The organism is Kitasatospora sp. NPDC057542 (assembly GCF_042801945.1).
In the GTDB taxonomy this organism is placed as follows: domain Bacteria; phylum Actinomycetota; class Actinomycetes; order Streptomycetales; family Streptomycetaceae; genus Kitasatospora.
Genome location: NZ_JBHVFE010000146.1, coordinates 1 through 18790, shown reverse-complemented (window position 1 = coordinate 18790; position 18790 = coordinate 1). Strand labels below are relative to the sequence as shown.

The following is an 18790-nucleotide window of genomic DNA, read 5'->3' as shown; positions in this document are numbered from 1 at the left end:
GGGAGAGCTCCCCGGCCGCCAGGCCAGCGGCTCCGGGCCGCGGCTCGACGCACTGCACGCCCTCGCTGGCCGCCAGCAGCTCGGCGCTCAGCTCCGCCAGCCCGGGTTCGGTGAGCACGAACCGCGCGCGGCTGTCCACGAGCATCTTCTGCGCCCGCTCCGCGGGGAGTTCGACGTCCAGCGCAAGGTAGCCGGTGCCGGCCCCGAGGGCGCCGAGCGCGGCCATGACGAACCAGGTGCTACGCCGGGAGACGATCGCAGTCAGGTCGTCGGCCCGGGCACCGGACGCGGTCAGCGCGTGGGAGACGGCCGCCGCGGCGTCGGTGAGCTCCTGGTAGGTGTAGCGCGTGTCCGTGCCGGACACCGCGACCGCGTCCGGCTGCCTGGCCGCCCAGGTCTGCACAGTTCGGGCGAGGTCGACCGGCTGCTCCGCGACCTGCGCACCGTTCCACTCGACGAGCTGCTGGTGCTGCTCGGCCTCGGACAGGACCGGCAGCTCGCGCAGCCGCACCGACGGGTCGTCAGCGACCCCTGCCAGCACCCGTTCGAGGCGATCGGCTAGCAGCCGGACGGCGCCCTCTTCGAAGAGGTCCGTCGCGTACTCGAGGGAGATCCGCAGCCCGGCCGCCTGCCCGGCCGCGTCGCGCCGGTCCTCGAAGTCGATGGAGAGGTTGAACTTCGAGGTCCGCGTCCCGAGACGGAGCAGCTGCGCGCTCAGCCCGGGCAGCTGGAGCGCGTCGCCCGGACTGCCCTCGTGCAGGGCCAGCATCACCTGGAACAACGGGTGGCGGGAGGCCGACCGCTTCGGGTTCAGCGCCTCGACGAGCCGGTCGAAGGGCAGGTCCTGGTGACTGTAGGCGTCGAAGTCGGCCGCCCGCACCCGGGCGAGCAGCTCCGCGAAGGTCGGGTTGCCCGAGGTGTCCGTGCGCAGCACCAGGGTGTTGACGAAGTAACCGACCAGGGCGTCGAGAGCCTCGTCGGCGCGGCCCGCGGTGGGGGTGCCGAAGGGGATGTCGACCCCCGCGCCGCAGCGGGTGAGCAGCGCAGCCACCGCCGCCTGGAGCAGCATGAACAGACTGCAGCCGTGCTGCTGGGCGACACCCAGCAGCCTGCCGTGCAGGGCCGCCTCGACCCGGTGGTCGTAGGTGGCTCCCGGGGCCTCGGCGTTAGCCGGCGCGGCGGCGGCACGCGGCTGGCCGCTGCCCTGGTCCGGCAGCACGAGTTCGTCGGGCAGCCCGGACAGGGTCTGCCGCCAGAACCGCAGCTGCTGGTTGACGAGGCTGTCGGGGTCCTCGTCGTCGCCGAGCAACTCCCGCTGCCAGAGCGTGTAGTCGCTGTACTGCACCGGCAGCGGGGCCCAATCGGGTGCGCGGCCGTCGCGGCGGGCGGTGTAGGCCGTGCTCAGGTCCCGCAGCAGCGGCGTCAGGGACCAGCCGTCACAGACCGCGTGGTGCAGCACCAGGGCCAGCACGTGCTCCTCGCCGGCCACCTGGATCAGCCGGGCCCGCGTCGGCAGGTCGTCGGCCAGGTCGAAGGGCTCGCCGACGATGTCCCGGAGCACCTGTGCGAGCGGCCGCCGGACGGTGTCCAGCCGGACCAGGTCGAAGCCCGTGTCGGCCACCGGGAGGACGCGCTGGTACGGCACGCCCTCGTGCTCGCCGAAGACTGTGCGCAGGCTCTCGTGCTGGGTGAGGACGTCCAGCAGCGCGGCTTCGAGCGCCGGCGCGTCGAGCGGTCCGGTCAGCCGCACCAGCACCGGCACGTTGTAGGTGGAGCTGGGTCCCTCCAGGCGGTTGAGGAACCAGAGCCCCTGTTGGGCGTAGGACAGCGGGAACACGCTCACTCCTTGGAATCCCTGGCCGACGGACAGCACGGGTGGCGGGTCACGAACGGCGCACCAGGCGCGGCCGCGTCACGCTCCCGGCGGCGCCCTGCTCCAGCAGGGCCGCGATGCCGGCCACGGTCGGGGTGTCGAGCACCTGCTTGAGCTCGATCGGCACGCCGGTGACCGAGCGGAGCCGGTTCCACAGCCGCATCATCCGCAGCGAGTGGCCGCCGAGCTCGAAGAAGTCGTCGTCCAGGGAGACCGACGCCACCCCGAGCACCTCGGCGAAGGCCGCGGCCACTGTGGTCTCCAGCTCCGTCCGCGGGGCGCGCTCCCCTGCTGCGGCGGCCGCGGACGGCAGCGCGATCGTGTTCAGTGCGGCCCGGTCGATCTTGTTGTTCTGGGTCCGGGGCATCGCGGGCACCTGCTGGATCACGGAGGGCATCATGTACTCGGGCAGCACCGCGGCGAGCCGCTCGCCGAGGCCGGCCGCGTCGATCCGGGCTTCCGCGGTGACGAAGGCCCGCAGTGCCGGGATGCCGTCGGCCTGCGGATGGAGCACCACCGCCGCCTCCCGGACCCCCGGGAGCAGGCCCAACTGGACCTCGATCTCGCCCAGTTCGATGCGGTAACCGCGGATCTTGACCTGGTTGTCGGCGCGCCCGAGGTAGTCCAGCAGGCCGTCCTCGGTCCAGCGGACGATGTCACCGGTGCGGTAGAGGCGGCCCTCGCCGATCCCGGGCGCCGCCACGAACGCCGCTTGGTTGAGCTCGGGCCGGTTGAGGTAGCCGGAGCTCAGCCCGTCGCCGCCGACGTGGAGTTCGCCGGGGACACCGAGCGGCTGGGGGTGGCCGTCGCGGTCAAGCACCCAGGCCGTGGAGTTGGCGATCGGGCGCCCGATCGGTATCCGGCCCTGGCCGGTCTCGGTGATGCGCTGCGCCACTGAGAACGTGGTGTTCTCCGTCGGACCGTAGGCGTTGCTGAAGGTGCTGCTCGGGCATGCCTCGACGGCCCGCGCGACATGCGCCGGGGACAGCGCCTCGCCGCCCACCAGCACATGGCAGCCGGCCAGCGCCGTCGGGTCCTGGTCGACCAGCTGGTTGAACAGTGCGGCCGTCAGGAACATCAGGTTCGCCCGGTGCTGCTCGATGGCGGCCCGCAGCTCCACTGCGTTGAGCATGGTGGTGGCGGGCACCAGCACGACGGTGCCGCCGTTGAGCAGCGCTCCCCAGAACTCGAAGGTCGTGGCGTCGAAGGCGATGGCGCCGGTCTGCAGGATGCGGGCGTCCGGCGACAGGTCCGCGAAGTCGGTGTTGCACACCAGCCGGACCACGGCGCGCTGGTTGATCACCACGCCCTTGGGGCGGCCGGTGGTCCCCGAGGTGTACATCACGTACGCTTCGGCCTCCGGCCCCGCCGGTGCCGGCAGCGGTCCACCGTCCGCGGGGTTCGCCCGGGACGCGGTGAGGTCGAACACCGGGATGTCGGCGCTGACCCGCGGGTCCTCGGTGACCAGCAGACGGGCGCCGCTGTCGGCGAGCAGGAAGGCCCGGCGCTCGGCCGGCGTGCTGGGATCGATCGGGACGTAGCAGGCGCCCAGCCGCACGATCGCCAGCACCACCGCGAGCAGCCGCGGGGTCTTCTCCAGCAGGAACGCGATGCGGCTGCCCGCGGACACCCCCTGCGCCCGCAGCCAGCGGGCAAGCTCCTCCGCCTGCTGCTGCAACTCCCGGTAGCTGGTGGGCCCGTCCTGGTGACTGATCGCCACGCTGTCCGGCCGGGCCGCCGCCTGTTCGGCGAACAGCTGGTAGACGCCCGAGTCGCGCGGGTAGTCCCGCCGCGTGCAGGTCAGTGCACGCAGCTGCTCGACCTCGGCGTCCGTGGTGACGGAAAGTTGCCCGATAGTCAGTTCCACCTCAGTGCACATCTGATAGAGCAGCCGCTCCAGGTGTCCGAGCATCCGCTGCACGAAGGGGGTGCCGAACCGGTGTTCGTCGGCGTCCGCGTGCAGAACGATGGCACCCTCCTGGGATCGCTCGTGCGAGACGACCAGCTCCGCACCCAGGCCGACTGCGGCCGGCCCGTCGAGCACGCAGACGATCTCGGCCGTGGCGTCCCGCTCCGGCTCGGGGGCGCGCACCGCCCGCAACGCCGCGGCGACGAAGGCGAGATGGTCGGCCAGCCGTAGCGAGGAGGGCATCGAGGCGACCAGATCGCGGGCCGACGCGGTCGGCGACCAGGTCGTCCGCCGGATCCCCAGCGAGAAGGCGGTGCTGTCGGCGTACTTGCGTGCCAGGACGAGCACGGCCGCGCAGATGAGCTCCTCGGCGTGGGCGCCGATGCGGCTCGCCAACTCGGCCGGAAGAATGCGGGTCGACCGCGACTTCCGGCAGGGCGCCGTCGCACAGCATGTTCCGCCGAAGGGGAACCCGGTGGGGGCGTCGGCCTGCCCCGGAAGCTCATTTCCCACGAGCGCTTTCACCTATCTCGATCGGTTTGCACGGGCATTTCCCGTGAGGCAGCAACGGCCGCCGGCACATGTCCTCATGTTCGGCGCGGTGCCGTCGGCAACAAACGCGCAGACCGATGCTAGGCACCGGTCCGGCCGGGCGGGCGGCAGAACCCCGGGCACAATGGCGGTAGTTCGCACTCACTGGTCTGGTGCGCGCTACGGCGGAGCTGGCACTGTATGCCTGGCAGAGTTCCCAACGTTGTCAGGCAAGGCAGGACAGGACAGTGACACAACGGACGGCGCCCGCGCGGCGCACCGAGGCGGGTCCCGCGGACTCGCTGTGGCGGAACAAGAACTTCATGCTGCTGTGGACCGGCCAGGGAATGGGCACCTTGGGCCCTCGGGTCGCCCTGGTCGCCATGCCGCTGTTGGCTCTCGACGTCCTACACGCGTCAACGTTCCAGGTCTCGCTGTTGACTCTGCTCGGCTGGCTGCCGTACCTGCTCTTCTCGCTCCCGGCCGGAGTGGTCGCCGACCGCCTCGACCAGCGCAGGACGATGATCGCGTGCGACCTCGGCCGGATGCTGCTGCTGGTGTCGATCCCGGTGGCGAGCATGACCGGCTGGCTGAGCCTGCCCTACCTCTACCTCGTGGTCGGCGCGACCGGCACCCTGACGGTGCTCTTCACCGTCGCCTACCGAAGCCAGCTGCCCAAGCTGGTCAGCAGCACCCAACTGGTCGACGGCAACGGCAAGCTGGGCATGTCGGACTCACTCGCCGAGATGGGCGGGCCGGCGCTGGCCGGCCTGCTGGTCGGCTGGCTGGGCGCCGCGCGCGGGCTCTTCGCGAACGCCGCCACCTACGGGCTGAGCGCGCTCACCCTCGGGCTGATCAGGGTCCCCGCGGCCGCTGAGCCGGCGGATGCGGCCAAGCGCCCGCCGTTCCGTACCGCGATGGCTGAGGGGCTGGCCTTCGTGCGCCACGAGACGGTCCTGCGACGGATGCTGATCTGCACCAGCGTCTCCAACTTCTTCGTCATGGCCGCCTCCTCGGTCCAGGTCACCTTCATGTCACGGCAGTTGCACGCCTCCTCGACGGCCATCGGCCTGGTCTTCTCGTCCGCCGCGATCGGCGGCCTGCTCGCCGGCGCGTTCGCCAGCCGGCTCTCGAACGCGGTCGGCTCGGCGCGGATCGTCTGGCTGTCCATGCTGGTCCCCGGGCCGCTCTACCTGCTGATGCCGGCCGCCCGCCCGGGCTGGGGACTGGCCATGTTCGCCGTCGGCCTGGCGGCCCTGTCGGCGAACTCGACGCTGTTCAACAGCGCCTCGCTCTCCTACCGCCAGCGGGTCTGCCCGCCCGACCTGCTGAGCCGGGTGAGCTCGGTGTATTTGTGGATCTGCTACGGGGTGGTGCCGCTGGGCTCGCTCTTCGGCGGGTCGCTCGGTGCCACCGCCGGCCTTCGCACCACCATGTGGGTCTGCACCTTCGGCATGTGGAGCGCGGCGCTCTTCGTCGTGTTCTCGCCGCTGCGCACCATGCGTGACATTCCCGGAATCCCGACCAAGGTCGAGGGGCATTGATGAGTACGGAAGAAATACTCGTGGAAAAGACCGCGGGCACCCTGCTGGCCATATTCAGGGAGAGCCTGGCGGCGTCAGAGGTCACGCTCGACAGCAAGTTCTATGCCATGGGCGGCGATTCACTTCTCGCAGTGCGCGTCGTGAACGAGGCACGGGCCAACGGCATCAACCTCTCGCTGCGCGACCTGCTGGTCCACCAGACGGTCCGCGCACTGCTGCAGAACGCCGCCGGCCTCCAGCCGGGTGAGGCCCCGGACACCACGGCAGCCGCCCCCGCCGCCGGGGTGCCCGCGGCGGGCGGTCCCTTCTCGCTGCTCACCGACGAGGACCGCGAACGCCTGCCGGACAGCCTCCAGGACGCGCTGCCCGCGTCCGCGCTGCAGACCGGGATGCTGTACCTGTGCGAGACCAGCCAGGACCCTCACCTGTACCACAGCGTCGAGGGCTGGAAGGTGTGCGCCCCGTTCGACGAGGACCGGTTCCGGGCAGCTGTGCAGGGCCTGACCCGCCGGCATCCCGCGCTGCGGACCTCGTTCGACTTCGGCGACCTGTCCGTACCGGCCCAACTGGTGTGGCAGCAGGTCGAGCCCGAGCTGCGGGTCGAGCACGCCGAGTCCGCGGACCAGGCACTGCTGCAGGTCGACGACTGGCGCTCGTTGCGGAGCGCCGCACCGCTGGACTGGCGTACCGCGCCGCTGGTCCGGTTCCTGGTCGTCACGCTGCCCGACTCGTTCCATGTGGCGCTCTCCGCTCACCACGCGGTGCTGGACGGCTGGAGCTTCAGCCGGCTCGCGGTCGAACTCGTGCACCTCTACGAGGCGGGCGTCGACCCGGCGGCTGCCGAACGGGTGGCCGCGGTCAACGCCCGGGTCCAGCACGACTTCATCGCCGCGGAACTGGCCGCCGCCGCGTCTGCGGAGGCGGCGGAGCACTGGCTCGCCCAGGCGGGCGACGCGGCCGGGCTCGTCCGGCCCGTCGCCCCCGCGCACGTGGTGGACGCGGCGGAGCGGTACGAGCTGGACCTGGCGGCGGACCTGGTCGGCTCGCTGTCGGACGCGGCGCGCGTGCTGGGCACCTCGCTCAAGTCGGTGCTGCTGGCCGCGCACGCCTCGGCGCTGGGCGCCTGGTCCGGCCGCGAGCAGGACCTCGTGACCGGACTGGTGTTCAACACCCGCCCGGAGAGCGAGGGTTCGGACCGCGCGAGCGGGCTCTTCCTCAACACCCTGCCGGTCCGTTTCGCCACCGTCGCCGGCAGCTGGGCGGACCTGGTCCGGTCCGCCGACCAGCTGGAGCGCACGGGCTACGCCCATCGGCACTTCCCGCAGGCACTGCTGACCGAGCGCCTGGGCCGGCCCGCGTTCCAGGTGGTCTTCAACTACATGCACTTCCATGCCCACCGGGACCTCGACGAGGCGTCGGCCACGCCCATTCGCGGCCGGTGGCGGCGCGGCAAGCCCAGCTTCGCCTTCCACGTCAACGTGGAGATCACGGGCGAGAGCGGGCAGCTGCGCATCGGTTTCGACCCGGGCTTCATCGCCCGGCCCTCGGTCGAGGCGTACGCCCGCACCCTGCACGAGAGCCTCGTCCGCCTCGCCGCCGATCCGGCCGGGAGCACCCCGGCCGCCGCACTGACCGCGGCCACCTCAGCGGCCGGGGAACGCTCGGAGCTCACCGCAGACCCCGACCCGACACAGGAAAGTGACCAGTGATCATGGCAACCCGCTCCAGGCCGCGCTTCGCCGTCCTCTACGACCTCGGCGCCGTGCCCGCCGGCGAGATCGGCGCGGGCCTGGCCGATCTGGGCGACGTGGCCTTCCTGGTACCGGCCCACTCCGACCACGTCGAGCAGCTGCGGCCGGTGATGGAGATGCTCGGCGAGGTCCACACCCTGTCCGGGGTACCGGCCGCGGACGCCGACCTGATCCGGACGATCGCTCCCGACGCGGTGCTCACCTTCTGCGACGAGCTGATCCGGCCCGCGGCGGCGCTCGCCGCCGCGGCGGGCGTCCCCGGGCCGTCCGAACGGACCGCCCGCCTCTTCACCGACAAGAGACTTCAGCGCCGGGCCCTGGCCGAATCGGGCGTGGACCGGACCCGTACCGCGCTGATCAACTCGATCACCGGCTGGGACCGTGCCCTGGACGCCGTCGGATTGCCCGCGATCGTGAAACCCGTCGAGGGGACCCTCAGCCGGCACACCTTCGCCATACGCTCGCCGGCCGACCGCGCCGAGGTGCGCGAGTATCTGGGCCGGCTGGTCGCCGCGGGGCAGTGGGGGCCGTTCATCGTCGAGGAGTTCCTGCGGGGCCGGCCGAGCGAGCCCTTCGGCGACTACGTCTCGGTGGAGAGCGTCTGCACCCCGGAGGGCATCACCCACCTGGTGCTCACCGACAAGACCCCGGTCATGCCGCCGTTCCGGGGTACCGGCCGAATCTGGCCGAGCCACCTGCCCGAGGCGGAGCAGCGTGAGGTACTCGACCTGGTCGGCGCCGCGCTCCGGGCGGTCGGGGCCAACTGCGGCTTCACCCACACGGAGGTCAAGCTCACCGCCGATGGACCGCGCATCATCGAGATCAACGGCCGCATCTCCGGCTACGTCAACATGATGGCCAGGGAGACCTGCGACGTGGACCTGGTGGAGCTCGGCGCCCGCGTCGCGCTGGGCGAGTCCCGGCTGCCGGCGCCGTTCGACCTCGGCGGCAAGGTGTACTTCCAGTACAACAACCTGGCACCGCAGCGCCCGTGCCGGCTGGAAGGCGTCGAAGGTGCCGAGGAGGTGCGGAGCCTGCCTGGTGTCACGGCCTACCGGAGTTTCGTCCGCCCCGGCACGGACCTGTCGGGCGGCACCGCCACGCGCACGCTGGACACCGTCTCCGGCGTGGGCGAGGACCACGACGCGGTGCTCGCCTGCATCGAGGCCGCCCGGGCCGCCCTCACCTTCGAGCTGTGCTTCGAGGACGGCCCCCGCCGCCTGACCGGGTTGGAGCTGCCGCAGTACTGAGCGGCTTCGCAACGCACCCGGGTACTGCCGGCCGGCAGTACCCCGGCAGCAGATCGTCCGTTCCCCGGTCAGTATCCCGCCGCGACCGCGCCCCCGAGCAGCACCAGCACTAGCCCGGTCACCAGGCGCAGGGCCCGCTGTACGGCCGGCCGGGTCACCAGTGACCGGCCACGGCTGACGCCCCAGGTGAACAGCAGGTACCAGCAGGCGTTCACACCCGCCCAGACCACGCCCAGCAACGCGCTCGACGCGAAGACCGGGCCGTGTGTGGTGACGAACTGCGGCATTACCGAGACCGCGAAGACACCGGCCTTCGGATTGCCCAGGTTCGTCGCGAGCCCGGCTCCGAAGGCGCCCCACCGCCGGCCGGGTGCGGCGGCCGCTCCGGGTGGCTGCGGACGGCCGCGGCGCGCCCGGAACGTGTTGATCCCGAGCACGCACAGCACGACGCCGCCGGCGATCCGGACCACGACGTACACACCCGGCCTGGCCGACAGCAGCGCGGACAGGCCAGCCGCTGCGGACAGGGACCACAGCAGCAGGCCCGTCGCGTTGCCGACAATGGTGACCCTGGCGATGTGCAGCCCACCCTCCAGGGTCTGGCGCATCATCAGGGCGTGTCCGGCGCCCGGCAACATCGCCAGCAGCCAGGTGGTGAGCACGAAGAGCGGCAGGTGCGCAGGCACTACGGCAGCCGTTCGTGGACGGCCGCCAGGAACACGTCGTTCTCCGCCTGCGTCCCCACCGAGACCCGCAACCAGGAGGGGACTTCACTGTCGCGGACGAGCGCACCGCGGGCCGCGATCTCCCGCCAGGCCCGGCGGTTGTCCCGGAACCGGCCGAACTGCACGAAGTTCGCCTCGGAGGCGGCCACCTCGTAGCCGGCCGCGCGTAGTTCCCGCACCAGCCGGTCCCGCTCCGCGGTGATCCTCTCGATGTTGGCCAGCAGGGCTGGGGCGTGCTCCAGCACCGTCAGCGCGACGGCCTGCGTGGGGGCGGACAAGTGATAGGGCAGACGCACGAGTTGCAGGGCCTCGACGACTGCGGCGCAGCCGGCCAGGTAGCCGAGGCGCAGCCCGGCCAAGCCGAGCCCCTTCGACAGGGTGCGCACCACGACCAGCAGCGGCCGGCCGGCGATCAGCGGCAGCAGAGACGGGGTGCGCTGGAACTCGACGTACGCCTCGTCCAAAACCACCAGCGAGGGACCCGCTTCCTGGGCCGCGTCGTAGAGCGCGGCCACGGTGTCGGCGCTAACCCCGGTGCCGGTCGGGTTGTTCGGCGCGGTGATGAAGACGACCTGCGGCCGGTGCTCGGCGATCGCCGCGCACGACGCGGCCGGCGCGATCGTGAAGTCCGCGGCCCGGGGCGCCGAGACCCAGCGGGTGCCCGTACTGCGGGCGATCTCGCGGTGCACCGCGTAGGACGGCTCGAAGCCGAGGGCGACTCGCCCGGGCCCGCCGAACGCCTGCAGCAGCTGCTGGATGACCTCGTTCGATCCGTTGGCCGCCCAGACCTGCCGCTCGCTCAGCGCGACCCCGGTGCTGCCCTCCAGGTGCTTGGCGAGCGCGATGCGCAGGGCCACCGCGTCCCGGTCCGGATAGCGGTTCAGTTCGCGCAGCACCGGCACCAGCCGGGCCGCGATCTCCGCCACCAGCCCGTCGGGCAGCGGATACGGGTTCTCGTTCGTGTTGAGCCGCACGGGAACATCGAGCTGCGGGGCGCCGTAGGCGGTCAGCCCCTTCAGTTCGGGGCGGATGGGCAGGTCCGCGATGCTGACCATGAACGGGTCCTTCAGTCGATGAAGTCCAGGAAGTCCGACACAAGGGGTCCGGCGATCGCCCGGAACTCCTCGAAGTACGCGTGCCGCGCCCCCGCCAGCAGCTCGAGCCGGGCGTCGGGGATGCGCTGCACCAGCAGACGCGAGTTGACCGTCGGGTTGAGCAGGTCGTCGGTGCCGTGCACGACCAGGGTGGGGCAGGTGATCCGCGGCAGGACGTCCCAGGCGTCGTGCCGGTTGCTGGCCACCAGGTGCCGGGTCCGGGCGAAGGCCGGCATCGCGGGATCGCCGACGGTGTTGTGCGGGCCTGGGTGTGAGGCCAGCCAGGCCGGGGTGTACATCAGGTCGAGCAGCGCGGCGCGGGCCGCGACGGGGTCGCGGTCCGCGAGCGCCCTGCGGACGGCCGCGTCGCGCTCGACCGCGTGCGGCCCACCGGGCGAGGTGCAGCCCAGGACGAGGGAGCGGACGCGGTGCGGTTGGTCGACCGCCAGCCACTGCGCCACCCGGCCCCCCATCGAGGTGCCGTACACGTCCGCCCGATCGATCCCGAGCTCGTCCAGCACCGCACGCACGTCGTCGGCCAGCAGCCTGGTGCTGTACGGCACATCCGGCTTGTCGCTGTCCCCAGTCCCGCGGTAGTCGATCGTGATCGTGCTGCGGGCACTGTGGAAGTCCTCGCGCACACCGTCCCACCAGTGGTGGTCGTTCGCCTGACCCGCGAGCAGGACCAGTGGGGAACCCGTCCCCCGAAGCTGGCAGGCGATGCGCGTTCCGTCCGCGGCCCAGGCGTACGACATGCCGAGTCCCTCCCGATCAGGCGTTTCCTGCGGAGGCTACATGGTGGCGCCCGCGGCGGCGGAGTCCACCTCGTGCGAGAAGTAGCCGGTGGCCACCTTGCGGTCGGCCCGCAGGTGGGCGCCCTCCTGGATCTCGAAGAGCGAGTTGAACTCGGCCGCAGCGATCGGCAGCCGCCAGGTGCCGCCCTCGCTGCGGGCGGTCTTGGAGAGCTTGCCGCGGACCAGCTTGGCGGTCGGCTCGTTGTGCGCGGCATGCGGCCCGTAGTACAGCGGGAAGGCGTCGGTGGCGCGGTAGGCGGGGATGAACGCGCGGCGGTAGCGGTCGGAGCGGTTCTGCTCGGACGCGTGGACGACCAGCGGGTGCAGGAAGACCACGCTGCCAGCGGTCCCCGGACAGTCCACGACGGTGGACGCGTCGACACCGACACCGTCGAGGCTCACGATCTTCCCACCGAAGAATCCGTCCACCTCGTGGCTGAGCAGGCCCTTCTTGTGCGAGCCGGCGGCCACCCGCAGGCAGGCGTTCTCCCGGGTCGCGTCGTCGAGGTAGATGAGCGCGGCCACCAGGTCCGTGTTGGAGTGCGGGTAGTAGGCGAAGTCCTGGTGCCACTCCACGACGCTGCCGACGTGGGGCGCCTTCACGTTGAGCTTCGAGTACTGCAGGATCAGGTCCTCGCCGATCAGGTCCGCGACGGCGTCCAGCAGGCGCGCGTCCACCGCGAGGTCGGCGAACACCTGATCGCGGCTGGTCGGGGCCCAGATCCGGCGGGCCTTGGAGGCGTCACCGGGCTCCTTCTCGGCGACCGAGTCCAGTTCCGGAGCGGAGAGTAGGTCGTCGACAACCTGGCGGGCCCGAGCCACCAGGTCGCCGTCGAGGAGTCCCTCGACGACCAGGAACCCGTTGTCCCGATAGTTTTCGAGCTGGCTCTCGGAGAGGACGTGTCCCATGAATTGACTCTCTTTCCGGCAATCGCCGCGTGATGACCGTCGGTGCGCGGTCCGTCGGCACAAGCATGTGAACGATCTATGCCAGGAGTCTCGCACCGCTCGCGGGGACCCACAAGCATCAACAGCGCTCCCAGGGAGGCATCTTGAGTGCTCGACAGCGCATCCAAGGTGCCTCTGCTACTGCCGCTCAAGCCGGCTTCCGCTGGGTACCGTGACGTTCCCTGTGCGATTTTTCCGACGGCTAGGGAGTGCTATGACCGGCGTCTCGCGGGAGCCCGCTGTCCGTACGACTGCAACGGCGGTCGAGATTCTCGACTGCACGCTCCGGGATGGAAGCTATTCCGTGGACTTCAAATTCACGGAGGAAACCATTCGAGCGGTCCTGGCCGGCTTGGAGAAGTCGGGGATCGGCCTCGTCGAGCTCGGCCACGGCCTGGGCCTCGGCGCGGGTGAGGCGCTGTCGCAGCCCAGCCTGATCGCCGACGACCGGTGCTTCACGGTCGCGGCCGAGACGCTGCGCCGGGCCGCCTGGGGCATGTTCTGCATCCCCGGACTCGCCGATCCGGGCCAGCTGCGGAGCGCCGCCGAGGCCGGCATGGGCTTCGTCCGCATCGGCGTCGACATCACCGATGTCTCCCCAGCCGAGCACTTCGTCGGACTGGCGAAGGAGCTGGGCCTACGGACCTTCGTGAACCTGATGAAGACCAACGTCCTGGACACGGACGGCGTGGTGGCCGCGGTCCGGCGGTGCGCCGGCTTCGGGGCCGACAGCGTCTACCTGGTCGACTCCGTCGGCGGCTACCTGCCGTACGAGGTCGCGGCGCTGTTCCGGCGGGTCGGCGCGGAGGTGCCGGTACCGCTCGGCTTCCACGGCCACGACAACCTCGGCCTCGCCAACGCCAACGCCCTAGCCGCCGCGACCGCGGGGGCACGGTACGTGGACACCACCCTCGACGGCATCGGACGCGGTGCGGGGAACACCGTGACCGAAGCCTTCGCGGCGATCCTGACGCACCACCGGAACCCCGCCGAGTACGACTATCGCGCGCTCGCCGAGCTCAGTGAGGCCATCGTGCGCCCGCTCCCCCGGCTGCACGACGACCGGACCCTGCAGGTGCTCGGCGGCCTGACGCAGACGCACTCCAGCTTCTTCCCACTGATCACGCGCTGCGCCGAGGCAGCCAGGGTCGACGTCTTCGACCTGATGGCCGCCGTGGCCAAGGTCGAGCGAGTCCGCCCGACGGAGGTACTGGTCAAGGAGATCGCCGCCGGGCTGCGGTCCTGAGCCCCCGACAGCGAACGGCACGCGGCCAGCTCCCGCGGGATGCAACCCCGGGCAGCCGGCCTTCGCACATCCCCGCACCGCCGCACCCCGCACCCCGCACCCCGCACCCGCACCCGCACCCGCACCCCGCACCCCGCACCCCGCACCGCAGGGCCCGCGCCGCGGGCGGGCATGCATGACGTGACATGCCTCACGCAAGGGCCCTCAGTGCGCCGCTCCCGAAAGCACCGGCTCCATACCGGGGATCCCCGTTGACCGGGGCTGGACAAGGTGCCGGGCGGCCGAACGGCACCGCCGTCGCATCCCCCGCCGTCACCCCGAGGCAGTCGGCGGCAGCCTCAACTGCCCAAATGCCTCCTGTTCGACGCGCGGCACTTAATCACTGGGGGTTCCCTGGCAGAGCCACTACGGTTAAGGTCGAGTCTTGTCGGTACACCGACCGGAGTTCGTGGCGGCGCAGTTCCTGCGCTCAAGGAGTATTAGTGGCGAACCTTTTCGACAATCCCAACGTGGAATTTGTGGTGCTCGTGAACGGGGACGGGCAGCACAGCCTCTGGCCCGACACCATCGGCCTTCCGCCAGGCTGGGACGCGGTCTTCGGCCCAGGAAGACACGGGGATTGCCTCGACTAAATCGAGGCGAACTGGCCGGATCCGCGTCCGGCGAGGCTCTCCGGAGTGCTCCTCGGCTGATCCGCCGAATTACCCTTCATCCGACTTACGGGGGCCAGGAGAATTTCCCACGAGGGAATGGCTGTCGGCTGCGCTGACATCGCCGCCCCACCCAGGCGGCGGCACGCGCAGGTATCCAATTCTGGAGCATGTGACGATGATTAACTGGGCTAATGTCGAGGACTTCGGGATCCAACTTCAGCGCTATCGCAGGAGGTCCCAGCTCAGTCAGAAGACCCTGGCCGGCCTCTCCACGGTGAGCGTTCGGGCCGTCCGCAACCTGGAGCTTGGACAGGTCGCCGCACCACGCCGGGAGACCGTGCGACTGCTCGCGGACGCCCTCCAGTTGACCCCGCACGAGCGACTCTCGTTCGAGCTCGCAGCCGGGGGCGAGGTCGACGAGGCGCTCTTCGGCACCCTCAGCCTGCCCACCAATGTGCTGGCCCGCCCCTTGGTCGGCCGCACTCGCGAGCTTGACGTGCTCATGAGGCAATTGTTGAACGATCAGCAGCGAATCACGGTCATGTCCGGATTCGCCGGCGTCGGCAAGACCCACCTGGCGGTCGCCGTGGCCCGATCGATCCAGGCGCTGACGGCCACCCCGATCCTCTGGGTTCAACTGCAGAAAAAGGTCGACCGCGGCCCACTCCAGGCGGCGATCGCCGAACTGCTGGTCGGTGAGGGTGCCGGGGTCTACCGGCTGGCCAGGCAGATCGGCGAGCGCGCCACGCTGCTCGTCCTCGACGGCAACGACAGCGGCCAGGTCCGCCGCGAGACCGTGTGGACCCTCATCCGCGAGTGCCCCAACCTGAGCGTCCTGGAGACCAGCCGCGTCCCGCACGACGTCTCGGATCACCATCGCTTCCCGGTGGCCCCGCTCGCCAGCTGGCGGGCCGGCACGGAGCATGCCGAAAGCACGACCGCGCCCGCACTGGAGTTCCTGCTTCGGCGCCTCGCTGACCTGCGGCCCAACTTCCAGGTCGACGAAAGCGATCTGACCAAGCTCGCCGAGGTCTGCCGCCGACTGGACGGCCTGCCGGGCGCTCTCGAATCCGCCGCCTCCTGGGCCACGGTGATCTCCATCGACGAACTGCTCACCATGGCGCGGGAGGAGCCGGAAGCACTCGCCAGCCACCCGGCAACGCGCATCGACCCGGTGGCCGCCGCTCAGGCCGTGCTGGGCCGGCAGACCCCGGTCGCCCAGGACCTGGCGCTCCAACTCGCTGACCGGCCCAACGGCTGGACCATCGAGGAGGTGGTCCGCTTGTCAGGGCTCCCCCGGGTGCAGGCCGCCCTCGCCATCCAGTCCCTGCTGCACGCTGGCCTGATCGTCGAGCTTCCGTCACGCACGGGCGGTCCGGTCCGCTTCACCCTGCTCAACCTCGTCCGCGTCGCCCTGCGCGATCGCACCCCGCTGGTCCCCCGCCTCGCACTTGCCGCGAGCTGACTCTCATTCATCTTCCTTCACAGCAAAGCCTTCTGCCACAGGAACCGGAGTACTCACATGCGCTTTTGCACCATGACCGTGGACGGCCAGGAGGATGTCGGAATCGCGGTCGACGGTGGAATCGCCCGGCTCAGCATCCTCGCCGAGCTGACCGAAACGAAGCTCGGGCCGACGCTGCTCGACGTGGTCGTCGACGGCCAGGCCGAGCAGATCCGGCTGGCGTTGGCCGATCCGGAGATCCAGGCCAAGGCCGTTTGGTCCGCGGAGGTGGCCTTCGGGCCGATCTATCGCCACCCGCCCAAGCTCTGGGGGGTCGGGTTGAACTACCGTCGGCACGCCGACGACCTCGAAGTCGAGCAGCCTAGCGGCACCCCGGGCTCTTACCTGCGTCCGAGCAACTGCGTTATAGGCTACGGGGACGAGATCGTGCTGCCGACCCAGTCGGACCGGGTCACCGCGGAGGCCGAGCTCGGAGTGGTGATAGGCCGCACCTGCCGGGACGTCGCGGCCGAGGACGCCGAGTCCGTCATCTTCGGCTACACGACCATCCTGGACATGACTGCGGAGGACGCGATCCGGATCAACCCCCGCTACATCCCCTGGTCCAAGGCGTTCGACACCTTCTGCAGCCTCGGCCCGTGGGTCGTGACGCCGGATGAGGTCGGCGAGCTCGCCTCGATCCGCATCTCGACCGTCGTGAACGGCGAGACCATCGCCACCAATCAGGTCGCCGCCATGATGCGCGACCCGCACTGGCAGGTCGCCTACTTCTCCGGCGGCATGATGCTCGACGCGGGGTCCGTCATCGCGACCGGCACGCCCGGGGCCTGTGTCATCCGCGACGGCGACGTCGTCGAGGCGGTCGTCGAGCGGGTCGGCACCCTTCAGAACACCGTGCGCCGGGCCGCCCGGTAGCCGTCGCCGGCAGCACCGGGTCGGCCAGCCCCCGCCGGTCGGCCCCCAACTCGCGAGCAACACACATCGGGAGTCAGCAATGGAACTGGGGATCTCCGGGCGGACCGCCCTGGTGTGCGCCTCGACGTCCGGTCTCGGCCGCGCGGTCGCCGAGTTGCTCGCGCACGAAGGCGCCAACGTGGTGGTCTGCGGCCGCCGCGCGGAGCTTGCCCGCGACATCGCGGCACAGCTTCCGGTCGCCACCGGCATCGGCGCCGACCTGCTCGCGCCCGGCGGCCCCACTGAGCTCGTGCGGCAGGCCACCGCGGCGTTCGGACCGATCGACATCCTGGTGCTGAACGGCCCGGGGCCACGCCCCGCACCGGTCACGGACATCGAAGCCCACGAGCTAGGCGAAGCCGTCGACTCACTCCTGACGGCACACCATCGTCTCCTATCGCTCACCCTGCCGCACATGCGGCGGCAACGGTGGGGGCGGGTACTCGCCATCGGATCCAGCGCGGTGGTGTCCCCCATCGGTGACCTGGCCCTCTCCGGCATCGGCCGCACCGCGCTCGCTGCCTACCTAAAGATGCTGGCCACCGACGTGGCCGAGAACGGCGTCACTGTGAACATGCTGCTTCCAGGACGCATCGCCACCCACCGAGTGGAGCAACTCGACGCCGCCCGGGCCGCCCGGTCGGGCCGCGACATCGAAACCGAGCGTGCCAAGTCCGCCGGCCGGATACCGATGAAGCGCTACGGATCCCCTGAGGAGTTCGCCCGTTGCGCCGCCTTCCTCTGCAGCGACGCCGCCGCGTATGTGACCGGCACGGCGCTGCGCTGCGACGGCGGGCAGTCCCCGATCCTGTAGATCAGAAGCGATCCGCAAACCCAACACCGTTGCGTTTGGCCAGTCGACGGTTGGTCAAGTCCGTGATGACGAGGAACGGGACCTCTGGTAGATCACTTGTGTCGAGCAAGATGATCTAGAACCAGGGGTCCTGTTACAGGAGAAGTCTGTCATCACCCGGACGATCACGACAGCCCCGGGTGTGTCCGCGCCGGGGCACCTTGGCGAGTTGAAGTATCCCCAAGGCCGGGTAGTTAGCGTTTCGTTGGAGGACGCAAGCGGAACGGCGTGGCCGGTGGGGCCGCTGTGTAGCGGCCGGTCCTGACTCTTGTGATCAGTCCTCTCTCGGCCCAGCGGGCGAGTTGCCGATATGTGGCGACGAGGGTGACGTCGCCGAGGAGTTCGGCGATCTCCCGTGCCCGCCACTGCCGTTGGGGTTCTGTCTGCAGGAGGGCCAGGACACGTGTCATGCGGTTGCTGGTTCTGCCGGGCCCGGCGTACTGCGGGATGGTCGTCGCAGGCAATGGCGGCTCGGGCGATGGGGGCGGAAGGGCCGTGATGGTCATCGAGGTCACGGCCTGGCTGTCATCGGGGCGGCCGTCCAGCTTCCTTTCCGCGTAACGCGAGATGGGGGACTTCACCTTACGGGTGCCGATGCGGAAGCGGCGCGCAGGCAGAAGGGCCGACAGGAGCCGGCGGCCGATCTCCCCGATGCCCTGCTCGATGATTCCTTCCGCACGGGTCAGCAGGTCCCGGGCGGCCTGGAATGCGATGGTGAAACCGCGGCGATCGGGATCGGTGCCCGGCCGGGATTCCGCAGCCTCGACCATCGCTCGGCGCAGGGGGTCTGTACGGTCTTCGGCTCTGTCCCGTAATCGGTGGTAACGAAGGGTGACGGGCGTCGTCGGCATGGTGTGCGAGATGTCAACGAGCTTGTGAGCGTGGTGTTTTCGGGGTTGTCGGCGCTGGTCATCGAGGATGTGGCGGACGAGGGCGATCTGATCCGGGTGACGGCGCGGACCCGGGATGATCCGGTGCCGTGCCCCGTGTGCGGGACGCCGACAGCGCGGGTGCACGGTTTCCACGGGCGGAGGGTCGCGGACGTGCCGGTGGACGGACGGCGGGTCGTCGTCTCGGTGAGGCTGCGGCGCCTGGCGTGCCCGGTGCTCGGCTGCCGGCGGCAGACGTTCCGCGAGCAGGTTCCCGGCGTCGTGGAGCGCTACCAGCGCCGCACCAGCCGCCTGGCCGACCAACTCGGCT

At 70.7% G+C, this 18790-nt stretch carries 16 protein-coding genes; 9 read left to right on the top strand and 7 right to left on the bottom strand.

Annotation, left to right across the window (positions count from 1 at the left end; translation table 11 throughout):
• Together ACFU7Y_RS19890 and ACFU7Y_RS19885 are read right to left on the bottom strand one after the other, a co-directional pair.
• A partial coding sequence (locus ACFU7Y_RS19890; RefSeq protein ID WP_380769052.1) for a condensation domain-containing protein occupies window positions 1–1837 on the bottom strand: 1837 nt, incomplete at its 3' end.
• Window positions 1838–1883: 46 nt separating this feature from the next.
• On the bottom strand, window positions 1884–4178 hold the full coding sequence (locus tag ACFU7Y_RS19885; protein WP_380769050.1) for an amino acid adenylation domain-containing protein: 2295 nt from the start codon (window positions 4176–4178) through the stop codon (window positions 1884–1886).
• Window positions 4179–4561: 383 nt separating this feature from the next.
• Here ACFU7Y_RS19885 and ACFU7Y_RS19880 point away from each other — a divergent pair, with 383 nt between their 5' ends.
• The 3 genes from ACFU7Y_RS19880 to ACFU7Y_RS19870 are packed head-to-tail and all read left to right on the top strand — an operon-like array spanning window position 4562 to window position 8858.
• On the top strand, window positions 4562–5857 hold the full coding sequence (locus tag ACFU7Y_RS19880; protein ID WP_224274615.1) for an MFS transporter: 1296 nt from the start codon (window positions 4562–4564) through the stop codon (window positions 5855–5857).
• Window positions 5858–5877: 20 nt separating this feature from the next.
• A complete protein-coding gene (locus tag ACFU7Y_RS19875) occupies window positions 5878–7566 on the top strand; it encodes a condensation domain-containing protein (RefSeq protein WP_380769049.1) in 1689 nt (562 codons plus the stop codon).
• Window positions 7567–7568: 2 nt separating this feature from the next.
• Window positions 7569–8858: an ATP-grasp domain-containing protein gene (locus tag ACFU7Y_RS19870; protein WP_380769047.1), complete on the top strand. Its 1290-nt coding sequence runs from the start codon at window positions 7569–7571 to the stop codon at window positions 8856–8858.
• Between the two features lie 68 nt (window positions 8859–8926).
• On the opposite strand, the gene ACFU7Y_RS19865 is transcribed toward ACFU7Y_RS19870, so the two are convergent.
• The 4 genes from ACFU7Y_RS19865 to ACFU7Y_RS19850 are packed head-to-tail and all read right to left on the bottom strand — an operon-like array spanning window position 8927 to window position 12380.
• Window positions 8927–9544, bottom strand: a complete 618-nt coding sequence (locus ACFU7Y_RS19865) for a LysE family translocator (RefSeq protein WP_380769046.1) — start codon at window positions 9542–9544, stop codon at window positions 8927–8929.
• On the bottom strand, window positions 9544–10638 hold the full coding sequence (locus ACFU7Y_RS19860; protein WP_380769045.1) for a histidinol-phosphate transaminase: 1095 nt from the start codon (window positions 10636–10638) through the stop codon (window positions 9544–9546). The genes ACFU7Y_RS19865 and ACFU7Y_RS19860 overlap by 1 nt, the downstream gene beginning before the upstream one ends.
• Before the next feature lie 11 nt (window positions 10639–10649).
• Window positions 10650–11432: an alpha/beta fold hydrolase gene (locus ACFU7Y_RS19855; protein WP_224274607.1), complete on the bottom strand. Its 783-nt coding sequence runs from the start codon at window positions 11430–11432 to the stop codon at window positions 10650–10652.
• 36 nt (window positions 11433–11468) lie between these two features.
• Window positions 11469–12380, bottom strand: coding sequence for a phytanoyl-CoA dioxygenase family protein (locus tag ACFU7Y_RS19850; protein ID WP_224274605.1), 912 nt, complete (start codon window positions 12378–12380; stop codon window positions 11469–11471).
• 253 nt (window positions 12381–12633) lie between these two features.
• Between ACFU7Y_RS19850 and ACFU7Y_RS19845 the strand changes: the two genes are divergently transcribed.
• The 5 genes from ACFU7Y_RS19845 to ACFU7Y_RS19825 all read left to right on the top strand — a co-directional run bounded on the left by ACFU7Y_RS19845 (window position 12634) and on the right by ACFU7Y_RS19825 (window position 17551).
• A complete protein-coding gene (locus ACFU7Y_RS19845; RefSeq protein WP_380769042.1) occupies window positions 12634–13665 on the top strand; it encodes a hypothetical protein in 1032 nt (343 codons plus the stop codon).
• Window positions 13666–13850: 185 nt separating this feature from the next.
• On the top strand, window positions 13851–14297 hold the full coding sequence (locus tag ACFU7Y_RS19840) for an MbtH family protein (protein WP_308020128.1): 447 nt from the start codon (window positions 13851–13853) through the stop codon (window positions 14295–14297).
• A 196-nt stretch (window positions 14298–14493) separates the two neighbouring features.
• On the top strand, window positions 14494–15783 hold the full coding sequence (locus ACFU7Y_RS19835; protein WP_224274600.1) for a helix-turn-helix domain-containing protein: 1290 nt from the start codon (window positions 14494–14496) through the stop codon (window positions 15781–15783).
• A 57-nt stretch (window positions 15784–15840) separates the two neighbouring features.
• Entirely contained in the window at window positions 15841–16698 is an 858-nt protein-coding gene (locus ACFU7Y_RS19830; protein WP_224274598.1) for a fumarylacetoacetate hydrolase family protein, read from the top strand.
• A gap of 79 nt (window positions 16699–16777) precedes the next feature.
• Window positions 16778–17551 (top strand): SDR family oxidoreductase, encoded by a 774-nt coding sequence (locus tag ACFU7Y_RS19825; RefSeq protein WP_224274597.1) that lies wholly within the window; start codon window positions 16778–16780, stop codon window positions 17549–17551.
• Between the two features lie 233 nt (window positions 17552–17784).
• Here the strand turns inward: ACFU7Y_RS19825 and ACFU7Y_RS19820 are convergent, their stop codons facing one another.
• A complete protein-coding gene (locus tag ACFU7Y_RS19820; protein WP_224274595.1) occupies window positions 17785–18360 on the bottom strand; it encodes a hypothetical protein in 576 nt (191 codons plus the stop codon).
• A 126-nt stretch (window positions 18361–18486) separates the two neighbouring features.
• On the opposite strand from ACFU7Y_RS19820, the gene ACFU7Y_RS19815 reads away from it, so the two are divergent.
• The coding region (locus ACFU7Y_RS19815) for a transposase family protein (RefSeq protein WP_380769054.1) at window positions 18487–18790 on the top strand (304 nt) is incomplete at its 3' end.